At 74.9% G+C, this 20,025-nt stretch carries 17 protein-coding genes; 13 read left to right on the top strand and 4 right to left on the bottom strand.

The window, feature by feature from the left end; genetic code table 11:
- Positions 1 to 4: 4 nt before the first annotated feature.
- The 3 genes from Srubr_RS19870 (at position 5) to Srubr_RS19860 (ending at position 4,063) form a co-directional block, all read left to right on the top strand.
- The gene (locus tag Srubr_RS19870) at positions 5 to 925 is read left to right on the top strand and encodes a hypothetical protein (RefSeq protein ID WP_189990705.1); all 921 of its coding nucleotides are present in this window, start codon (positions 5 to 7) and stop codon (positions 923 to 925) included.
- Between the two features lie 835 nt (positions 926 to 1,760).
- The gene (locus Srubr_RS19865; protein WP_189990911.1) at positions 1,761 to 2,966 is read left to right on the top strand and encodes an aminotransferase class I/II-fold pyridoxal phosphate-dependent enzyme; all 1,206 of its coding nucleotides are present in this window, start codon (positions 1,761 to 1,763) and stop codon (positions 2,964 to 2,966) included.
- On the top strand, positions 2,963 to 4,063 hold the full coding sequence (locus Srubr_RS19860) for an MBL fold metallo-hydrolase (protein WP_189990707.1): 1,101 nt from the start codon (positions 2,963 to 2,965) through the stop codon (positions 4,061 to 4,063). Before Srubr_RS19865 ends, Srubr_RS19860 begins: the two co-directional genes overlap by 4 nt.
- On the opposite strand, the gene Srubr_RS19855 is transcribed toward Srubr_RS19860, so the two are convergent.
- Positions 4,017 to 4,637, bottom strand: a complete 621-nt coding sequence (locus tag Srubr_RS19855; protein WP_189990709.1) for a DedA family protein — start codon at positions 4,635 to 4,637, stop codon at positions 4,017 to 4,019. The two genes, Srubr_RS19860 and Srubr_RS19855, sit on opposite strands and share 47 nt — an antisense overlap.
- On the bottom strand, positions 4,634 to 5,407 hold the full coding sequence (locus Srubr_RS19850) for an MBL fold metallo-hydrolase (RefSeq protein WP_189990711.1): 774 nt from the start codon (positions 5,405 to 5,407) through the stop codon (positions 4,634 to 4,636). The genes Srubr_RS19855 and Srubr_RS19850 overlap by 4 nt, the downstream gene beginning before the upstream one ends.
- Before the next feature lie 84 nt (positions 5,408 to 5,491).
- Here Srubr_RS19850 and Srubr_RS19845 point away from each other — a divergent pair, with 84 nt between their 5' ends.
- From Srubr_RS19845 to narI, 7 genes are all read left to right on the top strand, one after another.
- Positions 5,492 to 5,923, top strand: a complete 432-nt coding sequence (locus Srubr_RS19845) for a hypothetical protein (RefSeq protein WP_358690501.1) — start codon at positions 5,492 to 5,494, stop codon at positions 5,921 to 5,923.
- A 128-nt stretch (positions 5,924 to 6,051) separates the two neighbouring features.
- Positions 6,052 to 8,418 (top strand): phage holin family protein, encoded by a 2,367-nt coding sequence (locus tag Srubr_RS40885; protein ID WP_229926470.1) that lies wholly within the window; start codon positions 6,052 to 6,054, stop codon positions 8,416 to 8,418.
- Between the two features lie 685 nt (positions 8,419 to 9,103).
- Positions 9,104 to 9,967, top strand: coding sequence for a helix-turn-helix domain-containing protein (locus tag Srubr_RS19830; RefSeq protein ID WP_189990712.1), 864 nt, complete (start codon positions 9,104 to 9,106; stop codon positions 9,965 to 9,967).
- Positions 9,968 to 10,069: 102 nt separating this feature from the next.
- Positions 10,070 to 13,741 carry a nitrate reductase subunit alpha gene (locus Srubr_RS19825; RefSeq protein WP_189990714.1) on the top strand — a complete coding sequence of 1,224 codons (3,672 nt, stop codon included), beginning with the start codon at positions 10,070 to 10,072 and terminating at the stop codon, positions 13,739 to 13,741.
- Positions 13,741 to 15,336 (top strand): nitrate reductase subunit beta, encoded by a 1,596-nt coding sequence (gene narH, locus Srubr_RS19820; RefSeq protein WP_189990716.1) that lies wholly within the window; start codon positions 13,741 to 13,743, stop codon positions 15,334 to 15,336. Before Srubr_RS19825 ends, narH begins: the two co-directional genes overlap by 1 nt.
- On the top strand, positions 15,336 to 15,830 hold the full coding sequence (gene narJ / locus Srubr_RS19815; protein ID WP_189990718.1) for a nitrate reductase molybdenum cofactor assembly chaperone: 495 nt from the start codon (positions 15,336 to 15,338) through the stop codon (positions 15,828 to 15,830). The genes narH and narJ overlap by 1 nt, the downstream gene beginning before the upstream one ends.
- Positions 15,827 to 16,549 (top strand): respiratory nitrate reductase subunit gamma, encoded by a 723-nt coding sequence (gene narI / locus Srubr_RS19810; protein ID WP_189990720.1) that lies wholly within the window; start codon positions 15,827 to 15,829, stop codon positions 16,547 to 16,549. Before narJ ends, narI begins: the two co-directional genes overlap by 4 nt.
- Before the next feature lie 64 nt (positions 16,550 to 16,613).
- Here the strand turns inward: narI and Srubr_RS19805 are convergent, their stop codons facing one another.
- Both Srubr_RS19805 and Srubr_RS19800 read right to left on the bottom strand, forming a co-directional pair.
- Positions 16,614 to 17,039 (bottom strand): OsmC family protein, encoded by a 426-nt coding sequence (locus tag Srubr_RS19805; RefSeq protein WP_189990722.1) that lies wholly within the window; start codon positions 17,037 to 17,039, stop codon positions 16,614 to 16,616.
- Between the two features lie 133 nt (positions 17,040 to 17,172).
- A complete protein-coding gene (locus tag Srubr_RS19800) occupies positions 17,173 to 17,997 on the bottom strand; it encodes a helix-turn-helix domain-containing protein (protein WP_189990725.1) in 825 nt (274 codons plus the stop codon).
- Positions 17,998 to 18,101: 104 nt separating this feature from the next.
- Here Srubr_RS19800 and Srubr_RS19795 point away from each other — a divergent pair, with 104 nt between their 5' ends.
- The 3 genes from Srubr_RS19795 (at position 18,102) to Srubr_RS19785 (ending at position 19,975) form a co-directional block, all read left to right on the top strand.
- Complete coding sequence (locus Srubr_RS19795; protein WP_189990727.1) at positions 18,102 to 18,407, top strand: 4a-hydroxytetrahydrobiopterin dehydratase; 306 nt, start codon at positions 18,102 to 18,104, stop codon at positions 18,405 to 18,407.
- A 5-nt stretch (positions 18,408 to 18,412) separates the two neighbouring features.
- Positions 18,413 to 19,168 carry a class I SAM-dependent methyltransferase gene (locus tag Srubr_RS19790; protein WP_189990729.1) on the top strand — a complete coding sequence of 252 codons (756 nt, stop codon included), beginning with the start codon at positions 18,413 to 18,415 and terminating at the stop codon, positions 19,166 to 19,168.
- A gap of 114 nt (positions 19,169 to 19,282) precedes the next feature.
- Entirely contained in the window at positions 19,283 to 19,975 is a 693-nt protein-coding gene (locus tag Srubr_RS19785; protein WP_189990731.1) for a hypothetical protein, read from the top strand.
- Positions 19,976 to 20,025 lie beyond the last annotated feature (50 nt).

Here is a 20,025-nt window from a genome sequence, read left to right as displayed (position 1 = left end):
GCCCATGCGCCGCACCGCCCGCGCCGCCCTGTCCGCCGCCTTCGCCGCCGGTGCCGTGCTCGCCCTGACCGGGCCCGCCGCGTCCGCCCCCGGTGCCGTGCTCGCCCTGGCCGGGCCCGCCGCGCCGGTACCGCTCCCGGCGTCCTGCGACCCGCTCACCGGACCCGTACCGGTACCGGTGCCGGTTCCGGGAACCCTCGGCGCCGCGCCTATAGCCCCCGGCGACGGAACCGTGGGCGACCCGGGGTGCGAGGACGCCTCCCTCGGAGCCGGCGCCGGCGGGCGGGAGCAGGCCGGGCCGGACGGGGGCGGAGCCCCGGACGCCGGAGCCGTGGACGGCACGGGGAAGGAGCCGGCCGGGCCGGACGGCACGGGGTGGGACGGCTCGGCGCGGGAGGGCGCCGGGCAGACCGGCGGAGGACCGGACGGCTCGGGGTGGAACGGGACCGGGCAGGTCGGCGGGGGACAGGAGGCGGGTGGGCGCGAGGGGGCCGGGCAGACCGGCGGAGGACCAGGCGGCTCGGGGTGGAGCGGGACCGGGCAGGTCGGCGGGGGACAGGACGCGGGCGGGCGCGACGGTGGGGGCCGGGACGGCGGGAGCCCGGACGGTGGCGAGCGGGAGTGCTCGGGAGGGGGGTCCTGTGCGCAGGACGGACACCAGTGCGGGGAGTCCCGCGACGCGGCCTGCTCCGACGGCGGCCACGCCTGCCGTGAGGCCCCTGACGCCCCTGACGCCCCCGACGCCGACGGCTGCCGCCCGGCCGGCGTCCAGCACGGCGTGGACGCCGGAGCGGGCGGCACCTTCGAGGACTCGGTCCCCGCCCTCGCCGTCGGCGCCGCCCTGATCGCCGCCGCCTGCGCGGGCGCCGGCTACCGGCTGTACGGCCGCACACGCCTGGCGGCGGGGCGGTCCGCCGAAATGTGACCCCGGCGACACCGGCGACCGCCCATGGACAGCCGTACGCCGGGTACACGCCGTCGCGAGGGAACCGGCAGCGCCCCACCGGCACCATCCGCCCCGCGACCACCGGACCCGAAACGCAAGAACCGGCACGACGAACACGGACGGCACGGACAAGGAACGCGGACCAGCGACCACGCCCGGACACCAGGCGGCACGGCGAGCACGCGGAACGCACGGCCCGGGCGGGACGGCACAACGGCACCACGCACTCGCGGAGGCGGACATGCGGCGCACGGACCCGGACCGAGACCGCCGGGACGGCCACGGCCCCGTCCCCGGCACGGAGAACCGGGGTGCCGCTCGCGGCGGTGAGGACCACGGCGCCGACCACGGCCGGGCGCCCCGGGGCCCTGTTCCGCGCGGTGAGGACCGCGGCCCCGTCCACCCCCGCGCGGCCGATCCCGGTCCCGCCCCCCGAGGGAACGACCAGGAGCCCGTCCCCTGCGGTGAGGGCCACGGTTCCGCCCCCCGCCGGGACGGCCACGGCCCCGCCCCCGGCACGGAGAACCGGGGTGCCGCTCGCGGCGGTGAGGACCACGGCGCCGCCCACGGCCGGGAGCCCCGGGGCCCTGTTCCGCGCGGTGAGGACCGCGGCCCCGTCCACCCCCGCGAGGCCGATCCCGCCCTCCGAGGGAACGACCAGGAGCCCGTCCCCTGCGGTGAGGGCCACGGTTCCGCCCACCACCGGGACGGCCACGGCCCCGGCCGCCACGGTCGCGGTTCCGTCCCCCGCCGCGACGGCCACGTCCCCGCCCACCCCCGGGAGGACCACGGCCCCGTCCGCTACGGTCCGCCGCTGCCCGCCGATGGTCTGCCCGTGCTGCCCGAGTTGTCCGCCGTGGTCGCCGCCGCGGCGGGCCGCGCCGACGCCCAGCCCGTCGGCGGCGCGCCCGCCCTGCTGGAGGCGGCCTGCGGGTACTGGACCCGGCGCGGACTGTCCTGCGTCCCCGACCGGGTCGCCGCGGGCCCCGGCGCCCCCGCGCTGCTGCTCGCCATCACCGCCGCGCTGGCCGGCGACGGCGCCGACATCCTCGTACCCCGCCCCTGCGCCGCCTGGTGGGCGCCGTACGCCCGACTCCTCGGCCGGCCCGTGTTCCATGTGCCGACCCCCGCCGAGAGCGGCGGCGTGCCCGACCCGTACGCCCTGCTGGAGACCGTGCGCCGGGTCCGTGCCGAGGGCGGCGACCCACGGCTGCTGGTGCTGTCCGTCGCCGACGACCCCACCGCCACCGTCGCCCCGCCCGAACTGCTGCACGAGACCGTCGAGGCCGCCACCGCCGAGGGCCTCCACCTGGTCAGCGACGAGACCTGGCGCGACACCCTGCACGCACCGCGCGAGACCGTCCTGCTCAGCCCGGCCGAGATGTGGCCCGACGAGGTCACCGTCGTCACCGACCTGGCCGGTGCCCTGCTGCCCGCCGGCTGGCCCGCCGCCGTCGCGCGCTTCCCGGCCACCGGGGCCGGACGGCGGCTGCACGCGCGCGTGCTCGACGTCCTCACCGCCCTCGGCGCGCGGCTCGCCGTACCGGTCGCCGCGGCGGCCTGCTACGCCCTCGACGAACCGCCGCCCGTCACCGAACGCCGGGAGGCCACCGTCCGGCTGCACGCGCGCGTGGCCGCCGCCGCGCACGCCGCCGTGGTCGCCGCCGGCGCACTCGCCCGACCCCCGCAGGCCGGCCGTCACCTGTACGCCGACCTCGCGCCGCTGCGCGAGCCGCTGGCCGCCCAGGGGGCCGGGGACGCCCAGGACCTGGAGGACCTCCTCACCGCCCGGCTCGGCATGCCCGCGCCCGGCGGCCACCGCTTCGGCGACGACCTCGGCGCGCTGCGCGTGCGGCTCGCCACCGGACCCCTGCTGGGCGGCACGGACGAGGAGCGCACGGAGAGCCTCGCGTCCCCCGCACCGTTGGAACTGCCACACGTGCAACGCGCGTTGGTCTCCTTGAGGTCGGCCTTCGACGATCTCCGCGACGACGCTCAGCGATGGGAGCATCCTCGATGACGCAGCAGACGCATGAGCCCGGCCCGGCCACGACGACCACGGCACCCGGCGCGCCGGACCCCCGCGCCGCCCCCTTTCCCCCGCTGGCCGAGCCCCGCCCGCTGGGCGAACACCGGGTCTGGCCGCGCACCTTCCACGACCGGCTGACCGCGCCCCTGCCCGGCCTGAAGGCCCTCGCCCGCTTCGCCCGCGAAGGCGCCGTGCGCCCCGGCCCCGACGGCCTCGCCGACATCCCCCGGCTGCCGTACGAACCGGGCCCGCTGCCCCGTGTGGACAGCCGCACCCTGGCCGTCACCTGGGCGGGACACGCCAGCTGGGTCGTCCGGATCGGCGGGCTGACCGTCCTCACCGACCCGGTCTGGTCCCGCCGCATCCTCGGCACCCCGGCCCGCGTCACCCCCGTGGGCGTGCCCTGGGACGCGCTGCCCCCCGTCGACGCCGTCGTCATCAGCCACAACCACTACGACCACCTGGACGCCCCCACCCTGCGCCGGCTCCCGCGCGACACCCCCGTCTTCGTGCCCGCGGGCCTCGGCAACTGGTTCCGCCGCCGCCGGTTCACCCGCGTCACCGAGCTGGACTGGTGGGAGGGCGCCGAACTGTCCGGCACCCGCTTCGACTTCGTCCCCGCCCACCACTGGTCCAAGCGCACCCTCACCGACACCTGCCGCAGCCTGTGGGGCGGCTGGGTCCTCACCGCCCCGGACGGACAGCGCCTCTACTTCGCCGGCGACACCGGCTACGGCCACTGGTTCTCCCGCATCGGCCGCCGCTACCCCGGCATCGACCTGGCCCTGATGCCCATCGGCGCCTACGACCCCCGCTGGTGGCTCAGCGACGTCCACTGCGACCCCGAGGAGGCGGTCCGGGCCACCCTGGACCTCGGCGCCCGCCGCATGGCCCCCATGCACTGGGGCACGTTCATCCTCTCGGCGGAACCGGTCCTGGAACCGCTCACCCGGGTACGGGCCGCCTGGGAGAAGGCGGGACTGGAGCGCGCGGACCTGTGGGACCTCCCGGTCGGCGCGTCCAGAGTGCTGAGTCGAGGCCTCAGCCGGCGGCCCGGACCCGCCGCCACACCCCGGGGACCGCGCTGATCAGGACCGTCAGCACCACCGCCAGCACCACCCCCTCCCACGGTTCCTCGAACAACGACCCGCCCACGATCCCGATCACCTGATACGTCGCCGCCCAGGCCAGGCACGCCGGGAGGTTCCCCCGCGCGAACCTCCGCGGCGGCCACTCCGCCATCAGGCACGCCAGCATCACCGGTATCCGCCCGGCGGGTACGAGCCGGGACAGCACCAGCACGGCGATCCCGTGTTCGGCCAGCTTCCCCCGGGCTTGCGCCAGCCGCTCCTCCGGCGCCCGGGCCCGGATCGCCGCCAGCCACCGCGACCCGCTCCTGGACCGCATCCCGCGCCGGCCCAGCCAGTACAGCGCCACGTCCCCCAGGAACGCGGCCAGTGCCGCCGTCACGAACACCAGCGCCGACGAGTACGGCGCCCTCTGGTGGAGCGCGACCACCGCCGCCGAGCTCACCAGCGCGCCCGTCGGCACCACCGGCACCAGCGCCCCGATCAGCACCAGCAGGAACAACGACGGATAGCCCACCACCTGCTGCGTGGACTCGGGGGTCACGGTGGCCGACGCGGCGGCGAGCCAGGTCACCGCGCGACCTCCAGCCGCACGCTCTCGCCGTGCGCCAGCTTGTGCACCGCCACCCGGGGCGCGGCCACCGCGGCCAGCCGTACGAACTCGTCACCCGGCGCGTGGAACTCGTGCGGGCGTACCGCGTCCATGCCGATCGGCCAGTACGTCCCGTAGTGCACCGGCACCGCGATCCGCGGCGCCAGCCGGGCCAGCGCCCGCGCCGCCCGCCCCGCGTCCAGGTGCCCCTCCCCGAGATACGGACCCCAGCCGCCCACCGGCAGCAGCGCCGCGTCCACCGGCCCGACCCGTTCGGCCATCTCGTCGAACAGCCCGGTGTCGCCGGCGAAGTAGGTCCGCGCCTCGCCCTCCACGACGTAGCCCAGCGCGGGGGAGCGGCGCGGGCCCACCGGCAGCCGCCGCCCGTCGTGCAGCGCCGGCACCACCCGGACCAGCACCTCGCCCACCCGCACCTCGTCGCCGGGCACCACCTCGGTGATCCGCAGCTGCCGTAGCCGGCGCAGTCCGGGTACCGCCCGTGGTGCGCCCCGGGGCACGAGCAGGCGCGTGCCCGGGGCGAGGCAGGCCAGCGAGGGCAGGTGCAGATGGTCGGCGTGCAGATGCGAGACCAGCGCCAGGTCGGCGCGGCGGGCCCCGGCGGGCGGCACGGCACCCCGGCGGCGGCGCAGGTGCGCCAGCCGGTGGGCGAACAGCGGATCGGTGAGCACCCTGATGTTCGCGTCCTCCACCACGCAGGTGGCGTGCCCCCACCAGGTGATCTCCACCGGCACCTTCTTTCGCCTCCTTCGCGCGACTCCCCGAAGCCTACGGGCTGGAGTAGGGTCGGCGGCGAAATCGGGAGGTGAGGGGACGCCATGAGACAGCCGCGAGGGGTTTTCGGCACGCTGACGCCGGTGCGGGTCACCGCCATCGCGAGCCTGACGCCCCTGGAAGAGCTGGAGGCCGACCCCTTCCTGGTGGACTCCCGCAGCCAGCACGCCATGTGCGCCCGCTGGGCCGCCGAGCGCGGCTACGTCATCGCCCGGGAACTTCTCGTAGGCGGTCTGCGTTTCGACCACTGCGCGCTCTGGGAGGGGGTGCGCCCCGGGGTGGACGTGTTCGTCGCGCCCAGCCTCCGGGTGCTGCGCCGGGCCCTGTCGTCGGTGGAGGAGTTCACCGCCGAGTGCGCGCGCCGGGGCGTGCGCGTGGAGACGGTGGGGCGCGCCGAGCCGTCGTACGACGCGCAGATGAAGGCCCGGGTGCACCGCCGACTGTCCATGCCGACGGCCGGCTACGACGGCCGGTGACCCCGGTCCGCCCCGGTCGTCCGCGCCCCCGTGTGACAAGGTGGAACCGGGCCCGACCGGCCCGCTGGAGCGTAAGGAGGGTCCTCCTGGCCCGAGGGGCGGGAGGGCCGGGTTGTGAGGTGTACGGCGTGCGGGGCGTGCGGTGGCGGCGGATCGCCAGTCAGGTCGGGCGAAGCGTCGCCGTATGGGCGGTCTCCACGGTCACCATGCTGCTCCTCGCCGGGCTGCTGCCCGACTTCCGGCTCCAGTCCGCCGACGGCGACAGCGTCACCCGGATCGCCCTGGCCGCCGCCTGCGGTGCCGGAGCCTTCGGCATCCTGTCGGCCGTGGTCTGGCCACTGCTGGTCCGGCTGCTGCTGCTCGTGCCCGCGCTGGTCCTCGGCCTGCTGGTCTTCTTCCTTAACGGCTCCCTGCTGCTGCTCGCCCTGCGCGTCAACCCCTCCGGCCGGGGCGAGGCCGCGCCCGAGACCGCGGTCATCGTGGCCGCGGTGATGTCCGCCGTCGCCTCCGCGACCGGCGCGGCCCTCGCGGTGCGCGACGACGAGGCATACCGCCGCCGGCTGCACCGCCTCGCCACCCGCGGCCGCCGGGCCCACCCGCCCTGTCCCACCACGCCCGGCCTGGTCTGCGTCCAGCTCGACGGCGTCGGCCACGACGTCCTCACGGACGCGGTCCGCAAGGGCCTGATGCCGACGATCGCCCGCTGGCTGTCGTCACACGAGACCGCGGGACCGGCCGCGCACGGCATACGCCCGGCAGCCGACGGCATACGTCCGGCAGCCGACGGGATACGACCGCGCACGACCGGCGCTCGGCCGGCCGACGACGGCCGCTCCACCCACGGACCGTCCGCGGCTCTCGAACCGCCCGCCGCCCCCGGCCGCTCCGCCCCCGCACCGTCCGCCGCCTCCGGCAACGCCTCCGGGCCGTCCGCCGCCCTCCCGGCCCACGAGGCCACCGCCGCCCTCCCGGCCCAGGGACCCCGCGCCCCCCTGCCCACCCGCGCGCCCACCCACCGCCTCACCCCTTGGCGCACAGACTGGTCCAGCCAGACCGGGGCCAGTCAGCTCGGCATCCTGCACGGCAGCACCTTCGACGTGCCGGCCTTCCGCTGGTACGAGAAGGACCGCGGCGAGGTGATGGTGTGCAACCGGCCGACCAGCGCGGCCGAACTCCAGCGCCGCGCCGCCCTGCGCACCGGTGACGACGGACTGCTCGCCGTCGACGGCGCCAGCCGCGGCAACCTCTTCAGCGGCGGCGCCGGCGAACAGGCCCTGGTGCTGTCCATCGCCACCCGCCGCCGCGGCCGCGACAACCGCTCCCGGGCCGGCTACTTCGCCTACTTCTCCGACCCCGCGAACGCCGTCCGCACCGCCCTGTCCTTCGTCGCCGAGGTGGCCCGCGAGATCGGCCAGTCCACCCGCGCCCGGCTGGGCCGGCAGCGCCCGCGGGTCGGCCGGGGCGGCCTGTACCCGCTGATCCGCGCCTTCGCCACCGTCGTCGAGCGGGACGTCGTCGTCGCCGCGGTCATGGGCGACATGCTCGCCGGCCGGACCGCCGTCTACGCCGACCTCGTCGCCTACGACGAGGTCGCCCACCACTCCGGCCCGCACGGTCGCGACGCCGAGCAGGTCCTGCGGCGCCTCGACCGCTGCCTGGCCCTGCTGGAGCGCGTCGCCGAACACGCCCCGCGCCCGTACCGGATCGTCGTGCTGTCCGACCACGGGCAGAGCCCCGGCGAAACGTTCCGCGCCCGCTACGGCCTCACCCTCGGCGACCTGGTCCGGGCCGGCTGCGGGCTGCCCGTGCCGCGCCGGGCCCGGCAGACGCACAGCGGTGCCGAGGCCCGCGCCGCCGTGCGCGCCGCCCTGCGCCGCCCGGTGGAGGAGAAGGGCGAGCACCACCGTCCGGCCCGCCGCCGCGAGCCCGTCGTGCTGGCCTCCGGCAACCTCGGCCTGGTCTCCTTCCCGGACGTCCCGCACCGGATGACCAAGGAGGAGATCGACGCCCGCCACCCGGCCCTGCTCACCACCCTCGCCAACCACCCCGGCATCGGCTTCCTGCTGGTGCGCAGCGAGCGGCACGGCGGTGTGGTGCTCGGCGCGCACGGCGCGGAGATCCCGCTGGACCGGCTGGACGACGAGCCGGGCCCGCTGGCCCGCTTCGGCCCCGGCGCCGCGGACGCCGTCCGCCGCACCCACTCCTTCCCGCACACCGCCGACATCATGGTCAACTCCGCCTACGACCCCGCCGACGGCGAGGTCCTCGCCTTCGAGGAGCAGATCGGCTCGCACGGCGGTCTCGGCGGGGCCCAGTCCCGTCCGTTCCTGCTCTCCCCGGTGGACCTCTCCCCGCCGTCCGCCGACGGGACGGAACCGGTCGGCGCCGAGCGGATCCACCGCATCCTGCGCCGCTGGCTGGACGAGCTGAACGGCCCCCAGGTACCGCTGACGCCCGCCGCCGAGGAGGAAGAGGAGGGGGAAAAGGCCGCCTGACGGCCCGACACCCAAGCCGGAGCCGGACCCTCGCCTCCGGCGTGCGGCGGCCCCGGCCCGGCCGATGCCGGCGGCCCGACGCCCGAGCAAGGCGGAACGGCCCGGCGCCCAAGCCGGAGCCGGACCTTCGCCTTCGGCGTGCGGCGGCCCTGGTCCAGCCGATGTCGGCGGCCCGACGCCCGAGCAAGGCGGAACGGCCCGGCGCCCAAGCCGGAGCCGGACCTTCGCCTTCGGCGTGCGGCGGCCCCGGCCCGGCCGATGCCGGCGGCCCGACGCCCGAGCAAGGCGGAACGGCCCGGCGGCCAAGTCGGAGCCGGACCTTCGCCTCCGGCGTGCGGCGGCCCCGGCCCGGCCGATGCCGGCGGCCCGACGGCCTGGCCAGGCGGAACGGCCCGACGCCCAAGCCGGAGCCGGACCCTCCCTCCCGCACACGCCGGCCTCCGCCCCGGCCGGTACTCCCCCCGGCCAGTACCCCCGCCCTAGCCGGTCCCCTGCCCCGGCCAGTACCCCCGGCCCCGGCCGGTCCCCCCGGCCCCGGCCGGTCCCCCCGCCCCGGCGGACCCCTCGCGATCCGGCCACGGTTCTACCGGCCCCGGCACGCCGCCGGCTAGGCCATATGTGCGAGAGCGTGATCGCATGACAGACTGCTGCCCGCGTTCATCGGCACGTAGGGGAGGGCGTGGTCGTGAGTGAGCGGCGGGCTGCGCCCACCGTGGGCCAGGTGGTGCTCGGCAAGCGGTTGCAGGAGCTGCGGGAGGCCGCGGGGCTCAGCCGCGACGAGGCCGCCCGGGTCCTCAGGGTGGCGTCGGCGACCGTGCGGCGGATGGAGACGGCCGAGGTCGCGCTCAAGATCCCCTACGTGCAGGTGCTGCTGACCACCTACGGGGTGCCGGACGAGGAGGCCGACGCCTTCGTCCGGCTGGCCGAGGAGGCGAACCAGCCGGGCTGGTGGCAGCGGTTCCACGACGTGCTGCCGGACTGGTTCAGCCTGTACGTCAGCCTGGAGGGCGCCGCGCGGATCATCCGCTCCTACGAGCCCCACTTCGTCCCCGGCCTGCTCCAGACCGAGGACTACGCCCGGGCGGTGATGGAGGCGGGCACCGTCGGGCAGACCTCCCCGGAGACGGTGGACCGGCACGTGTCGCTGCGCATGGAACGGCAGCGGCTGCTGGACCGGAAGGACCCGCCCCACCTGTGGGTGATCATGGACGAGACGGTGCTCAGGCGCCCGGTGAGCACCGACCCGAAGGTGCTGCGGGACCAGCTGGACCGGCTGCTGGAGTACGCCGAGCGGGACCGGGTCACGCTCCAGATCGCCGAGTTCGCCGCGGGCCCGCACCCGGGGACGTACGCGCCGTTCACGCTGTTCCGGTTCGCCGAGCCGGAGTTGCCGGACATGGTGTTCACCGAGTACCTGACCGGCGCGCTCTACCTGGACGCGCGCCGCGAGGTGGCCGCGCACCTGGAGGTGCTGGACCACATGACGGCCCGCGCCGCGTCCGCCCGGCGCACCCTGAAGCTGCTGCGGGAGTACCGCGAGCGCCTGTGACCCGCCCCCGCGCCCGCCGTGACCCGTACGGGTCCCCGGACAGGTGCCCCGCCGGGCCTGCCCCTAGGTTCTGAGTAACAGGGCTGAACCGAGGGAGCGTACGTGACCGACACGCGGAGACCGCCCAGGGAGCCCGGTGCGGCCCTGCTGTCCGCGGGCAGCTTCTTCCGGCCCGGCACGCCCGCGCCCGACCTGCACAGCGTCACCCTGACCGGCGGCCGGCAGGCGGACGCCTTCTACCGGGACCGGTGGAGCCACGACAAGGTGGTGCACTCCACCCACGGCGTGAACTGCACCGGCTCCTGCCGGTGGAAGGTGTACGTCAAGGACGGGATCATCACCTGGGAGACCCAGGAGACGGACTATCCGTCGGTGGGCCCGGACCGGCCCGAGTACGAGCCGCGCGGCGCCGCGTTCTCCTGGTACACCTACTCGCCCACCCGGGTCCGCTACCCCTATGTCCGGGGCGTGCTGCTCCGGATGTACCGGGAGGCGAAGCAGCGGCTGGGCGACCCGGTGCTGGCCTGGGCGGACATCCAGAACGACCCCGAGCGGCGCCGCCGTTACCAGCGGGCGCGCGGCAAGGGCGGCCTGGTGCGGGCGCGCTGGGAGGAGGCGGTGGAACTGGTCGCCGCCGCGCAGGTGCACACCATCAAGACCTACGGCCCCGACCGGATCGCCGGGTTCTCCCCGATCCCGGCGATGTCGATGGTGTCGCACGCGGCCGGCGCCCGCTACCACTCGCTGATCGGCGCGTCCATGCTGTCGTTCTACGACTGGTACGCCGACCTCCCGGTGGCCTCCCCGCAGGTCTTCGGCGACCAGACGGACGTACCGGAGTCCGGCGACTGGTGGGACGCCGCCTACCTGATCATGTGGGGCTCCAACGTGCCGGTGACCCGCACCCCGGACGCGCACTGGATGGCGGAGGCCCGCTACCGGGGACAGAAGGTGGTGGTGGTCTCACCGGACTACGCCGACGCCACGAAGTTCGCCGACGCCTGGCTGCACCCGCACCCGGGTACGGACGGCGCGCTGGCCCTGGCGATGGGCCATGTGATCCTCAAGGAGTTCTTCGTCGACCGGCAGACGCCGTTCTTCACCGACTACGTACGCAAGTTCACCGACCTGCCGTTCCTGGTGACGCTCGCCGAGCGGGACGGGGCGTGGGTGCCGGGGAAGTTCCTGCGCGCCACCGACATCGGGCAGGACGGGGAGGGCGCGGAGTGGAAGACGGCCGTCCTGGACGAGACGACCGGCCGCGCGGTGGTGCCGAACGGCTCCCTGGGCTTTCGCTGGACCGAGTCCGGCGAGGGCCGGTGGAACCTGGAACTGGGCGACATCCGGCCCCGGTTGAGCCTGTACGGCAGCGAGGTCGCGGTGCCGGTGCAGGTGCTGCTGCCCCGGTTCGACACCGAGGGCGGGGCACACGGGCAGGGGCGGGGCGAGGTGCTGCGGCGCAGCGTGCCGGCCACCCGGCTGGGCGGCGCGGACGGCCCGCTGGTGACGACGGTCTACGACCTGCTGCTGGCCCAGTACGGGGTGGGCCGCCCCGGGATGCCCGGCGACTGGCCCGCCTCCTACGACGACGACCGCACCCCGGCCACCCCCGCCTGGCAGGAGACGCACACCTCCGTCCCGGCCGCCCAGTGCGTGCGTATCGCCCGGGAGTTCGCGCGGACCGCCGAACGCTCCCGGGGCCGCTGCATGATCATCATGGGGGCGGGCACGAACCACTGGTTCCACTCGGAGACGATCTACCGCGCCTTCCTGGCCCTGCTGAAGCTCACCGGCTGCCAGGGCCGCAACGGCGGCGGCTGGGCGCACTACGTGGGCCAGGAGAAGTGCCGCCCGGTGACCGGCTGGGCGACGCTGGCCGCCGCCTCCGACTGGTCCCGCCCGCCCCGGCAGGCGATCGGCACCGGGTACTGGTACCTGCACACCGACCAGTGGCGCTACGACCGCTTCGGCGCCGACGTGCTCGCCTCGCCGCTCGGCGAGGGCCGGTTCGCCGGGATGACCGCCGCGGACTGCCTGGCGCTGTCCGCCCGCGCGGGCTGGATGCCGTCGTACCCCACCTTCGACCGCAACCCGCTCGACCTCGGCGAGGAGAGCGGCGACCCGGTGGCGAAGGCGGTGGCCGCGCTGCGCGCCGGCACCCTGAGGTTCGCCTGCGAGGACCCGGACGCCCCGGAGAACTGGCCGCGCGTGCTGACCCTGTGGCGGGCCAATCTGCTGGGCTCCTCGGCCAAGGGCGCCGAGTACTTCACCCGGCACCTGCTGGGCACCCACTCCTCGCTGCGCGCCGACGAGGCCGCGCCCGGCGAGCGGCCGAGGGACGTGACCTGGCGGGAGCGGGCACCGGAGGGCAAGCTCGACCTGCTGCTGTCGCTGGACTTCCGGCACACCTCCTCCACGCTGCTGTCGGACGTGGTGCTGCCGGCCGCGACCTGGTACGAGAAGCACGACCTGTCCTCCACCGACATGCACCCCTTCGTGCACGCGTTCACCCCGGCCGTGGACCCGCCCTGGCAGGCCCGCACCGACTTCGACACCTTCAAGGCGCTCGCGGAGAAGCTCAGCGAACTGGCCGTGGACCACCTGGGCGTCCGCAAGGACCTGGTGGCGAGCCCGCTCCAGCACGACACCCCGGCCGAGACCGCCCAGCCGGGCGGGGTGGTGCGGGACTGGAAACGCGGCGAGTGCGAGCCCGTACCCGGCCGGACCCTGCCGAACCTGACCGTGGTGGAGCGCGACTACACCGCGATCGCCGCCAAGTTCGCCGCGCTCGGCCCGCTGGTGGAGCGACTGGGCCTCGCGGCCAAGGGGGTCGCCCTGCGCCCGGACGTGGAGGTCGCCCAGCTGCGCAAGTCCAACGGCACCGGCTACCAGGGGCGGCCGTCGCTCGACACGGCCGTGAAGGCGGCGAACACCATCCTCGCCCTGTCCGGCACCACCAACGGGCGCCTGGCCACCGAGGGTTTCCGCACGCTTCAGCGGCGCACCGGGCGGCCGATGGCCCACCTCGCCGCCGAGCACGAGGGCAAACGGGTCACCTACGCCGACACCCAGGCGGCGCCCGTGCCGGTGATCACCTCGCCGGAGTGGTCGGGCAGCGAGTCCGGCGGCCGGCGCTACACGGCGTTCACGCTCAACACCGAGCACGGCAAACCGTGGCACACCCTCACCGGCCGCCAGCACTTCTTCCTCGACCACGACTGGATGCACGAACTCGGCGAGGCCCTGCCGGTGTACCGGCCGCCGCTGGACATGCACCGGCTGTTCGGCGAACCACGCCTCGGACCCGACGGGCACCAGGAGGTGACGGTGCGTTACCTCACCCCGCACAGCAAGTGGTCGATCCACTCCGAGTACCAGGACAACCTGTTCATGCTGGCCCTCTCCCGGGGCGGGCAGACCATCTGGATGTCCCCGCAGGACGCCGACGCGATCGGCGCCGGGGACAACGACTGGGTGGAGGCGGTCAACCGCAACGGCGTGGTCGTGGCCCGCGCGATCGTCTCGCACCGCATGCCGCCCGGCACCGTCTACCTGCACCACGCGCAGGAGCGCACGGTGAGCGTGCCCAAGACGGAGACCACCGGGATGCGCGGCGGCATCCACAACTCCCTGACCCGGCTGCTGCTCAAGCCGTCCCATCTGATCGGCGGATACGCCCAGTTGTCCTGGGCGTTCAACTACCTGGGCCCGACCGGGAACCAGCGCGACGAGGTGACGGTGATCCGCCGCCGCGGCCAGGAGGTCGAGTACTGATGCGTCCGATGGCCCAGATCGCGATGGTGATGAACCTCGACAAGTGCATCGGCTGCCACACCTGTTCGGTCACCTGCAAACAGGCGTGGACCAACCGGCGCGGCATGGAGTACGTCTGGTTCAACAACGTGGAGACCCGCCCCGGGCAGGGCTACCCGCGCCGCTACGAGGACCAGGACAAGTGGCGCGGCGGCTGGGAGCTGAACCGGCGCGGCGCGCTCACCCTCAAGGCCGGCGGCCGGTTCAAGAAGCTCGCGGGGATCTTCTCCAACCCCCGGCTGCCCGAGATCAAGGACTACTACGAACCCTGGACGTACGAGTACCGCAACCTCACCGACGCCCCGCTCGGCGACGACTACCCGGTGGCCCGGCCGGTGTCGTCCGTCACCGGGGAGCCGATGAAGATCGAGTGGTCCTCGAACTGGGACGACAACCTCGGCGGCGCCCCCGCCTACGGCGACCTGGACCCGATGGTCGAACGCCTGCGCCAAGAGGCGTCCGACAAGGTGCGGTTCGCCTACGAGCAGACGTTCATGTTCTATCTGCCGCGGATCTGCGAGCACTGCCTGAACCCCTCGTGCGTGGCCTCCTGCCCGTCCGGCGCGATGTACAAGCGGGCCGAGGACGGCATCGTCCTGGTCGACCAGGACCACTGCCGGGGCTGGCGGATGTGCGTGACCGGATGCCCGTACAAGAAGGTGTACTTCAACCACGCCACCGGCAAGGCCGAGAAGTGCACCCTGTGTTATCCGCGGATCGAGGTCGGCCTGCCGACGGTGTGCTCGGAGACCTGCGTGGGCCGGCTGCGCTACCTGGGCGTCCTGCTGTACGACGCCGACAAGGTGACCGCCGCCGCCTCCGTACCGGACGACAAGGACCTGTACGAGGCCCAGTTGGGGGTGTTCCTCGACCCGGACGACCCCGGTGTGCTGCGTGCCTGCGAGGACGCGGGCATCCCGCGCGAGTGGACCGAGGCCGCCCGGCGCTCGCCCGTGCACGCGCTGATCAGCCGGTACCGGGTGGCGTTGCCGCTGCACCCGGAGTACCGGACGATGCCGATGGTCTGGTACATCCCGCCGCTGTCGCCGGTGGTGGACGCGCTGACCGAAACCGGGCACGACGGGGAGGACGCGGGCAACCTGTTCGGCGCCATCGACACCCTGCGCATCCCGCTGGAGTACCTGGCGGAGATGTTCACGGCCGGCGACACCCGGCCGGTGCGGGCCTCGCTGGAGAAGCTCGCCGCGATGCGCTCCCACATGCGGGCCCTCAACCTCGGGGAGACACCGGACCCCGAGATCGCCTCGGCGGCCGGCCTGCGCCCGGCCGGCATCGAGGCCCTGTACCGGCTGCTGGCCATCGCCAAGTACGAGGAGCGGTACGTCATCCCGACCGCCGCCGTCGGGGACGCCCGCCGGCTGGAGGAGTCGGCGGTGCCCGCCGAGTGCAGCCTCGACCACGCGGGCGGACCCGGCATGGGCGGCGACGGGCCGTTCGGCCGGGACTCCGGTCGCAGACGGCTCCCGCTGGTGACGGTGGAGAACTTCCACCTGCTGCGCGGACGGCAGACCTCGGACGAGGCGGAGGAGGCCTGATGCCCTCGGACGCGGTGCTCTACCAGGCGGCGGCCCTGTGCCTGACCTACCCGGACGAGGACCTGATCGCCCGGCTGCCGCTGCTGCGCGAAGCCGCCCCGCAACTGCGGGAGTTCACCGACCACGCGGCCGTCACCCCGCTGCTGGACCTGGCCGCGCACTACGTGGAGGTCTTCGACCTCAAGAACCGGCACAGCCTGTACCTGAGCTGGTGGCACGACGGCGACACCCGGCGGCGCGGGATGTCCCTGGTGCGCTTCAAGGACGTCTACCGCCGGCACGGCCTGGAGTTCAGCGGCGAGGAGCTGCCCGACTTCCTGCCGGCCGTGCTGGAGTTCACCTCCCGGACCGGCGACACCGCCCTGCTGACCGAACACCGCGCCGGCCTGGAGCAGTTGCGCACCCGGCTGGCCGCCTGCGGCACCCCGTACACGGGCGTCCTGGACGCGGTCTGCGCCGCCCTGCCCGCCTCCCGCCCCGGAGCACGCCGATGACCGTCCTGCTGTGGGGCGCCCTGCCCTACGTCGCCCTCGCCCTGCTGGTGGCCGGCCTCGTCTGGCGCTACCGCTACGACAAGTACGGCTGGACCACCCGCTCCTCGCAGCTGTACGAGTCACGGCTGCTGAACATCGCCTCCCCGGTGTTCCACTACGGCATCCTGTTCGTGCTGGCGGGACACCTGGTGGGGCTGTTCGTGCCGGTGTCCTGGACGGAGACGTTCGGTGTGGACGAGCACGCCTACCACCTGCTGTCGCTGTACGGCGGGACGGCGGCCGGGGTGCTGACGGTCGCCGGGGTCGGGCTGCTCGTCTACCGCCGCCGCACCCGCGCCCCCGTCTTCCGGGCCACCACGGCCAACGACAAGGCGATGTACCTGCTGCTGCTCGGCGCGATCGTGCTGGGCATGGTCGCCAAGCTGACGCACACCGGCGGCAGCGGGTACGACTACCGGAGCACCATCGCCCCCTGGGCGCGCAGCCTGTTCACCCTCCAGCCGGAGACGGGGCTGATGACGGGCGTGCCGGTGCTGTACCAGGCGCACGCGGTGGTGGGCATGGTGCTGATCGCGTTCGTGCCGTACAGCCGGCTGGTGCACATGTTCAGCGCGCCGGTGCAGTACCTGTTCCGGCCGTACGTGGTCTACCGGACCCGGGACCCCCGGCAGCTCGGCCCGCGGCCGGAGCGGCGGGGCTGGGAGCGGCTGGGCGGCTGAGCCCTCGGGAACGCCGCGGGCCGCGCCCCGGTGCGGGGGCGCGGCCCACGGGCACGGACGAGACTCAGGCCAGCTCGGCCGTCAGGGTGATCGTCGTACCGGCCAGGGCCTGGCTGACCGGGCAGTTCTTCTTGGCGTCCTCGGCCGCCGAGACGAAGCCCTGCTCGTCCAGGCCGGGCACCTCGCCGCGCACGGTGAGGTGGATACCGGTGATGCCCTCACCCGGCTGGAAGGTGACGTCGGCCTTGGTCTCCAGCCGGGTGGGCGGGGTGCCGGCGCCGGTCAGGCCGTGCGAGAGGGCCATGGAGAAGCAGCTGGAGTGGGCGGCGGCGATCAGCTCCTCGGGGCTGGTCTTGCCATTGGCCTGCTCGGCGCGCGAGGGCCACGACACCGGCTGCTCGCCGATGCCGGAGGAGTCGAAGGTGACGGTGCCGCTGCCCGAGGTCAGCTCGCCTTCCCAGACGGTGTGCGCGGTGCGCGTGGTTGCCACGTTGCTTCCTTTCGCGAGGATCGCGGTTGCCGGGGTTCCCGGTGCCCCTATCCGATCACATCCGGGCCCCTCGCACGTCCGAAGACCGGCTCCGCCGGGTGAACGGCGGGTGATGCCGCGGCGCCGGGGCCGGTCAGCCGGCGAGCGCGCGCAGGTGGTCGGCGGTGGCCCGGTCCGCCGGCAGGAACGTCTCGATGGCGAGTTCGGCGACCGTGATGTCCATCGGGGTGTTGAACGTGGAGATCGAGGACACGAACGACAGGACCCGCCCGGCGTGCTCCACGCGCAACGGCAGCGCGAAATACGGGACCGGCTCCGCCGGTTCGGCTCCCGGCTCCGCCTCGGGCACCGGGTAGGCCGCCACCTCCTCGTACAGCGCGCGCAGCCGGTCCGAGCGGTGCAGGGCGATCTCCCGCTCCATCTGGGCCAGCAGATGCCCGCGCCACTGACGCAGGTTCCGGATGCGCGGCGCCAGCCCCTCCGGGTGCAGCGTCAGCCGCATGGCGTTCGGCGCCGGGGACAGCAGCTTCTCCGGCACCCCCGCCAGCAGCAGCTCGATGCCCCGGTTGGCGGCGACCACCGTGTACCCGGCGTCGACCACCAGCGCGGGATAGGGCTCGTAGCCCCGGATGAGCCGCTCCAGCCCGTCCCGTACGCCCTCCAGCGCCGGATCGTCCAGCGGGGTCTCCGCGTAGCGCGGGGCGTAACCGGCCGCCAGCAGCAGGGCGTTGCGCTCGCGCACCGGCACCTGGAGCCGCTCGGCAAGCCGCAGCACCATCTCCTCGCTCGGCCGGGACCGCCCGGTCTCGATGAAGCTGATGTGCCGCGCCGAGGAATCGGCCCGCAGCGCCAGCTCCAACTGGGAGAGGCGGCGCCGCTCGCGCCAGGCGCGCAGCAACGGGCCGACACCGGGGCCGGCGGCGGGGGAGACGGGGCGGGCGGAGGCGGCAACGGACATACCCGTGACCCTAGTCGAGGCCCGGTACGCGTCGGTCCGCCGTCCGTACCCCGGCCGTGGCAGGCTGGGTGGCGTACCCCCGGCATGGAAGGGAGCGAACGGTCATGGCCGTAGCGCCGCTGTCGCAGCAGGAGATCGAGGACCGCCTGGCCGACCTGCCCGGCTGGTCGGTGCGGGACGGGCGGCTCACCCGGACCTACCGGCTCGGTTCGCACTTCGCGGCCACCGCGCTGGTGGTGCACATCGCCGGCATCCAGGACGAGCTGGACCACCACTCCGACCTGACCCTCGGCTACAACTCCGTGGCCCTCGGCGTGAACACCCACAGCGCGGGTGGCGCCCTCACCGCCAAGGACTTCGAACTGGCCCGCAGAGTGGAGGACATCGCCCCAGGCCACGGGGCACACTGAGCGATGTGCTCGATTACGAGAAGGAAGCCGAGGGTTACGACGCCCTGCGCGGCGGCGAGGCCCGGGCCGAGGCCGCCGCACGCACCGTCCTCGACCTGATACCCCCCGGGCCCGGACGCCTCCTCGACGTCGCCTGCGGCACCGGGATCGTCACCCGGCGGCTGGCCGCCGCGCGCCCCGGGCTGCGGGTGACCGGCGCCGACCTCACCCCGGCGATGCTGCGCCGGGCGGCGGCCCGGCTGCCCGGCGCGGTCGTCCGGGCCGACAGCCGCCGACTGCCCTTCCCCGACGGCGCGTTCGACGCCGTCACGACCATCTGGCTGCTGCACCTGCTGGACGACCCCGCGGACCTGCGCGCGGTCGTCGCCGAGTGCGCCCGGGTGCTGCGGCCCGGTGGGGTGTACGTCACCACCGTCGACAAGGCCGCCGCGCACAACGTCGGCAGCGACGTCGACGCGGTCCTCGCCGACCGCCCGCGCCGGCCCGCGGCCGACGCCCCCGCCGTCGTCACCGCCGAGGCCGCCCGGCACGGGCTGCGGCCCGCCGGGCACGGCACCTTCCTGAGCCCCGGGCAGGGCCGCAGCCCCCGCCGGACCATCGCCGACCTGCGCCGGGGCTGGTTCACCCTGCTGCCGCCCGGCGAGCCGCGCACCGAGGAGTACGCCGCCCGGCTGGCCGCGCTCCCCGACCAGGACCGCCCGCGCGCCGACCCGCTCTTCGGCGTGCGCGCGTTCCGGAAAGCGCCGCCCGCCTCGGCCTGAGCCGTGGTGACACCGCGACCAGGCCCCCGGACACGATTCCATCACGGAGTTTTCACATTCCGCTTCGAGAGGGGATCATGCGAAGATCACACAGCACGTCCCAGGGGGGGGGCCATGAGCACCGACTTCACACCACCGCCCATGCCGGGCTACGGACCTCCGGTCCCGCCGCCCCCGCCGCCCGTACCGCCCAGGAAATCCCGTACCGCGCTCATCGCGGTGGCGGCGGCCGTCGTCGCCGCCGCGGTCTCGGCCCTGGTCACCGTGGGGGTCAGCGGAGACGCCGAGGCCAAGCCGGCGCCCACCGTGACCGTCACCGAGACCGCGCCCGCGGACGGCGCCCGGACCGACGACGACGCGGCGGCCACCGACGACGGGGAAGCCACGGACAGCGCGGACGGCGGCGAGGAGGACGGCGTCTACGCCCTGGACGACACCGCCGTCTACGAGCCGGCCACCGAGGTCGCCCTGTCCGGGTTCGAGCGCGCCGTGACCGGCGAGTACGCCGAGCCGGAGAACACGCCGTACCTCCGGTTCACCGTCAAGGTGAAGAACGGCGGCAAGAAGGCCCTCGACGTCACGCAGCTCACCGTCAACTGCTCCTACGGCAAGGACGGCGAGAGCAGCGAATCGGTCTTCGACTCCGACGCCGGCCTGGAGGGCGGCCCGGAGACCAAGCTGCTCCCGGGCCGCTCCCTGAACGTGCCGTGGGGCTGCGAACTGCCCAAGGGGGAGAAGCTCATCCAGATCGAGGTCAGCCCCGACTTCGAATCGGACGCGGCGATCTTCACCGGCACCGTCAAGTAGCGGACCCGGCGGGGATGCCGCTCGTGGCCGGCACCCCCGCCGGGCCGGTC

Source organism: Streptomyces rubradiris (genome assembly GCF_016860525.1).
Classification (GTDB): Bacteria; Actinomycetota; Actinomycetes; order Streptomycetales; family Streptomycetaceae; genus Streptomyces; species Streptomyces rubradiris.
This window is presented reverse-complemented; position numbering and strand designations above follow the sequence as displayed.

Excerpts from the sequence above, each read along its gene's own strand:
- Srubr_RS19845 (WP_358690501.1), top strand. The coding sequence starts at position 5,492 with ATGAGACAGCCGCGAGGGGTTTTCGGCACGCTGACGCCGGTGCGGGTC.
- Srubr_RS19795 (WP_189990727.1), top strand. The coding sequence starts at position 18,102 with ATGGCCGTAGCGCCGCTGTCGCAGCAGGAGATCGAGGACCGCCTGGCC.
- Srubr_RS19870 (WP_189990705.1), top strand. The coding sequence starts at position 5 with ATGCGCCGCACCGCCCGCGCCGCCCTGTCCGCCGCCTTCGCCGCCGGT.
- Srubr_RS19860 (WP_189990707.1), top strand. The coding sequence starts at position 2,963 with ATGACGCAGCAGACGCATGAGCCCGGCCCGGCCACGACGACCACGGCA.
- narI (WP_189990720.1), top strand. The coding sequence starts at position 15,827 with ATGACCGTCCTGCTGTGGGGCGCCCTGCCCTACGTCGCCCTCGCCCTG.
- Srubr_RS19785 (WP_189990731.1), top strand. The coding sequence starts at position 19,283 with ATGAGCACCGACTTCACACCACCGCCCATGCCGGGCTACGGACCTCCG.
- narH (WP_189990716.1), top strand. The coding sequence starts at position 13,741 with ATGCGTCCGATGGCCCAGATCGCGATGGTGATGAACCTCGACAAGTGC.
- Srubr_RS19800 (WP_189990725.1), bottom strand. The coding sequence starts at position 17,997 with ATGTCCGTTGCCGCCTCCGCCCGCCCCGTCTCCCCCGCCGCCGGCCCC.
- narJ (WP_189990718.1), top strand. The coding sequence starts at position 15,336 with ATGCCCTCGGACGCGGTGCTCTACCAGGCGGCGGCCCTGTGCCTGACC.